Annotated in this window: 5 protein-coding genes; 4 read left to right on the top strand and 1 reads right to left on the bottom strand. The window is 41.9% G+C overall.

The window, feature by feature from the left end:
- From STRDD04_RS06700 to STRDD04_RS06710, 3 genes are all read left to right on the top strand, one after another.
- On the top strand, window positions 1–2,010 hold a 2,010-nt coding region (locus tag STRDD04_RS06700; RefSeq protein ID WP_082757353.1), incomplete at its 5' end, for a PTS transporter subunit IIBC.
- Between the two features lie 17 nt (window positions 2,011–2,027).
- Window positions 2,028–2,843 carry an endonuclease/exonuclease/phosphatase family protein gene (locus STRDD04_RS06705; protein ID WP_062200523.1) on the top strand — a complete coding sequence of 272 codons (816 nt, stop codon included), beginning with the start codon at window positions 2,028–2,030 and terminating at the stop codon, window positions 2,841–2,843.
- Between the two features lie 198 nt (window positions 2,844–3,041).
- The gene (locus STRDD04_RS06710; RefSeq protein WP_062200525.1) at window positions 3,042–3,698 is read left to right on the top strand and encodes a CBS domain-containing protein; all 657 of its coding nucleotides are present in this window, start codon (window positions 3,042–3,044) and stop codon (window positions 3,696–3,698) included.
- A 36-nt stretch (window positions 3,699–3,734) separates the two neighbouring features.
- On the opposite strand, the gene STRDD04_RS06715 is transcribed toward STRDD04_RS06710, so the two are convergent.
- On the bottom strand, window positions 3,735–4,622 hold the full coding sequence (locus STRDD04_RS06715) for a YitT family protein (protein ID WP_062200528.1): 888 nt from the start codon (window positions 4,620–4,622) through the stop codon (window positions 3,735–3,737).
- Between the two features lie 182 nt (window positions 4,623–4,804).
- Between STRDD04_RS06715 and STRDD04_RS11495 the strand changes: the two genes are divergently transcribed.
- Window positions 4,805–5,055: dTMP kinase (locus STRDD04_RS11495; protein WP_269450152.1), on the top strand; the 251-nt coding region annotated here is incomplete at its 3' end.

Consider the following 5,055-nt stretch of genomic DNA (forward strand, 5'->3'; position numbering starts at 1 on the left):
CAAATTGGTTGGGGGGTTATCGGTAACCTGCATATCCTCTTTGCTCTTGCTATTGGCGGTAGCTGGGCGAAAGATCGTGCTGGTGGTGCCTTTGCGGCAGGTCTATCCTTCATTTTGATTAACCGTATCACTGGGGTTATGTTTGGTGTATCAGGTGATATGCTAAAAGATCCAGAAGCAATGGTTAGCACTTTGTTGGGAGGAAGCATTAAGGTTTCTGACTACTTTATCAGTGTCCTTGAGTCTCCTGCTTTGAACATGGGGGTTTTCGTCGGAATCATCGCTGGTTTTGTTGGAGCAACAGCTTACAACAAATACTACAACTTCCGTAAATTGCCAGATGCTTTGTCATTCTTCAATGGTAAGCGTTTTGTACCGTTCGTTGTTATTTTGCGCTCAGCAATCGTAGCAATTGTTTTGTCATTTGTATGGCCAGTTGTTCAAACAGGTATCAACAACTTTGGTATTTGGATTGCGAATTCACAAGACACAGCTCCAATCTTGGCACCGTTCTTGTACGGTACTTTGGAACGTCTCTTGCTTCCATTTGGTTTGCATCACATGCTGACTATCCCAATGAACTACACACAGCTTGGGGGAACTTATGAAGTATTGACTGGTGCTGCTAAAGGAACTCAAGTATTTGGACAAGATCCACTTTGGTTGGCTTGGGTAAATGACTTGGTTGGTACAAAAACAGCTAATCCGTCTACTTATCAGCACTTACTTGATACTGTTCACCCAGCTCGCTTCAAAGTTGGACAGATGATTGGTTCATTTGGTATCCTTATGGGGGTAGTAGCAGCTATTTACCGCAATGTTGATGCTGATAAGAAACACCAATACAAAGGGATGATGATCGCTACTGCTTTGGCAACCTTCTTGACAGGTGTTACTGAGCCAATCGAGTACATGTTCATGTTCGTGGCAACTCCACTTTACTTGATTTACTCATTCGTACAAGGTGCTGCCTTTGCTATGGCTGACATTGTAAACCTTCGTGTACACTCATTCGGTTCTATCGAATTCTTGACTCGTACTCCAATGGCGATCAACGCTGGCTTGGGTATGGATATTATTAACTTTATTTGGGTAAGTGTCCTCTTTGCTGTAATTATGTACTTCATCGCTAACTTCATGATCAAGAAGTTCAACTACGCAACTCCAGGACGTAATGGCAACTATGAAACAGCTGAAGGTTCAGACGCTGGTTCTTCAGTTCAAGGCGGTGAAAAAGTAGCAGCATCTTCTCAAGTAGTGAACATCATTAACTTGCTGGGTGGTCGTGCTAATATCGTTGATGTAGACGCATGTATGACTCGTCTGCGTGTGACTGTCAAAGATGCAGAAAAAGTCGGAACAGAAGAACAGTGGAAAGCTGAAGGCGCTATGGGCTTGGTTATGAAAGGTCAAGGCGTCCAAGCAATCTACGGACCAAAAGCTGATGTTCTTAAATCTGATATTCAAGACTTGTTGGATTCAGGAGAAGTGATTCCTGAAACTTTGCCAAGTCAAAAAGCTGAGTCTGCAGCTGCAGCAGTTAGCTACAAGGGTGTGACAGAAGCAATCGAAACAGTTGCTGAAGGTGAAGTTATCAAGTTGGAAGATGTGAAAGATCCAGTTTTCTCACAAAAAATGATGGGTGATGGATTTGCAGTTGAACCAGCAAATGGCAAAATCTACTCTCCAGTGGCTGGTAAAGTGACAAGCGTCTTCCCTACCAAACATGCTCTTGGTCTCTTGACTGAAGCTGGTCTTGAAGTGCTTGTTCATATCGGTCTTGATACTGTTAGCCTTGAAGGCAAACCATTTGAAGTACATGTAGCAGAAGGACAAACAGTTGCTGCAGGTGATCTTTTGGTAACAGCAGATTTGGCAGCTATTAAAGAAGCAGGTCGTGAAACATCAACTGTCGTTGTCTTCACAAATGCTCCAGCAATCAAATCAGTTGTAGTTGAAAAATTCGGCAAAGTCGCTGCTAAGACAGTTGTGGCTAAAGTAGAATTGTAAGATAGAAAAGAGAAATCATGGCAAAATTCCTGACTTTAAATACTCATAGTTGGATGGAAGAAGAGCAAGAAAGCAAGCTAAAACAGCTAGCTGAGCGTATTCTCCAAGAAAAATATGATGTCATTTGCCTGCAGGAAGTCAATCAATTAGTGGAGTCTGAACAGGTTGTTCAGGCTCCCTTCTATTATGCGGTAGATGGCGCCATTCCGATTCACCAGGACCACTATGCCCTGCGTCTGGTTGAGAAACTAGCTGAGGCAGGTATGGACTATTACTGGTCTTGGGCCTATAACCATATTGGTTTTGATATTTACAATGAAGGGGTCGCAATTCTGTCAAGAAAGCCCTTAACGGCAAGAGAGCTCTTGGTGTCTGATGTCAATGATCCAACTGACTATCATACGCGTAAAGTCTTGCTGGCAGAAACGGAGCTCGATGGTCAGCCTATCACGGTCGCTTCTTGTCACTTATCTTGGTGGGATAAAGGTTTCCAAGGAGAATGGGCTAAGTTTGAATCAGAGCTTTTGCAAGTTCAGACTCCGCTGGTTCTCATGGGAGATTTTAACAATCCTGTCGGTTATGAAGGCTATCAGCACATTCTAAAAAGTCCGCTTGCTTTGCAAGATAGTCATGCAGTTGCTAACACAGTCGTTGGTAAAGCAACAGTTGAAGGTGATATTGCTGGCTGGGCAGGAAACAAAGATGCTCTAAAAATTGATTATATTTTTACAAGTAAAGATTTTAACATTGCGAAATCAGCTGTTGTTTTTGACGGGCAGCGTGGACCAGTCGTTAGTGATCACTTTGGCTTGGAAGCTGACATAGAGTTTTAAGTAATAAAAAGGCAGTTCGCACCATGAAAAGAACTGTCTTTTTTTGATAGGAACTTGTGTTTATCTTCAACTAAATTCTTGAATGATTTTTCTAAATTTTGAAAATTTAAGCAAGGAGATTGAAAGCGTTTGAAATCATTGAGAAAATACAGTATAATAAAATCAAAATAAGATAAGAAAATGCTGAGGAGGCTTCTCATGGCAGTAAAAGATTTTATGACACGCAAGGTCGTATACATTAGTCCAGACACAACGATTGCGCATGCAGCGGATATTATGCGCGACCAAAAACTGCACCGTCTGCCCGTTATTGAAAATGACAAGCTGGTAGGTCTTGTGACAGAAGGAACGATTGCAGAAGCAAGTCCATCGAAGGCAACGAGCTTATCCATCTATGAAATGAATTATCTTCTAAATAAAACTAAGGTAAAAGATGTGATGATTCACGATGTAGTTACCGTTTCCAAGTATGCCAGTCTGGAAGATGCGACCTATTTGATGCTGAAAAATAAAATTGGGATTTTACCGGTTGTTGACAATGAACAGGTCTACGGCGTGATCACAGATCGTGATATTTTCAAGGCCTTCCTTGAGGTTTCTGGCTACGGAGAAGAGGGTGTCCGCATGCGTTTTGTCACAGAAGACAAGGTCGGTGTGCTGGCTAAAATCGTCACATTGATTGTCGAAGAAAATCTGAATATTTCTAATACAGTCAATATCCCAAGAAAAGATGGAAAAATTGTGATTGAAGTACAGATTGATGGCAACCTTGATATGACTGCTTTAAAAGCTAAGTTTGAAGAGCACGGAATTGAAGTGGCAGAAATTACTCGCACTAGTGCTAAAGTTTTATAAGGACAAAAGAAAAACCTCAATATAGAGGTTTTTTCGTTATCGTACGATAGGTTGCTTGTTAGCATCTAGGGTAAATCCTTCTCCTAATATTTCATGGGCTTCATTGATGGTTGTGAAGGCAAATGGATCTACGCTATTGATGATTTTCTTCATCTGCTGCATTTCATTACGAGAGACGACACAGTAAACGATTTGTAAATCCTGCTGGCTATAAAAACCTTGTCCTTTCAGATAGGTTACCCCGCGATTCAGCTTTTCATTGATAGCTTCGGCTAGCTCGGTTGGCTTGCTGGTAACGATGAGGAAGCCTTTACCCGCAAAGCCGCCTTCTGCAATCAGGTCAATGACGCGGGAAGTGATGAAGACAAACATCAGGGTATAAGACACCATGCGCAGATCTTTGAAGACTAGAAGAACCAAGGAAATCACCACAAAGTCAACCGTCAGCATGAGTCGGCCCATGGAAATGCTGGTATATTTATTGAAGATGCGGGCTACAATATCGGTGCCACCAGTGGTTCCACCAGCATTGAAGATAGTGCCCAGCCCAATTCCCATCACAATCCCTGTTCCCAAGCAAGCCAGCAAGACATCGCCATCCAGAGCTGAAAAGAAGTACTCTTGTAGATGCTTGGAGGCTGGTAGGATTTCAAAAATCTTGAGCCAAGCGGACACAGAAAAAGTACCCAGAATGCTGAGATAGAGAGTTCGAGAGCCCAGTAGTTTCCAAGCAATAATAAAGAGCGGAATATTGATAATCAGATTAGTGGTCGAGACGGGTATTTTAAACAGATAGTAGGTAATCAAGGTCAGACCCGTTGCGCCGCCCTCATACAAATGAAAAGGAATGACCAAATAATGAATCGCAAAAGAAAAAATTCCAGCCCCCAGAATGATGGCCAGTATATTTTTGAATTTAAACATCATATTCTCCTAAGAATTTTCTGACTCTATTTTATCAAAAGTTTTCATTTTATGAAAATAATATGAAATATTTTTCGAAAAATTCTTCTATGGGCTTTTGAGATAATTTTTGGTACAATAAAAGGTAGATTAAAATAAAAGATTCTGCCGTTAGTTAGCAGAAGATATGTAAAAGGGAAACGATGAAAAAAGGTATTTTTATATCGCTGGAAGGTCCAGAAGGTGCTGGGAAGACCAGTGTCTTAGAGGCGCTGATTCCTCAGCTGAAAGAAATGGGATGTCAGATAGTGACAACCAGAGAACCTGGCGGTGTGGCCATTTCTGAAAAGATTCGCGAGGTGATCTTGGATAGGGGGCATACGGCCATGGATGCTAAAACGGAGCTGTTGCTTTATATTGCCAGTCGGCGTCAGCATCTGGCGGAGAAGGTGCT

Origin of the sequence: Streptococcus sp. DD04, from assembly GCF_001578725.1 — a bacterium.
Taxonomy (GTDB): Bacteria; Bacillota; Bacilli; order Lactobacillales; family Streptococcaceae; genus Streptococcus; species Streptococcus sinensis.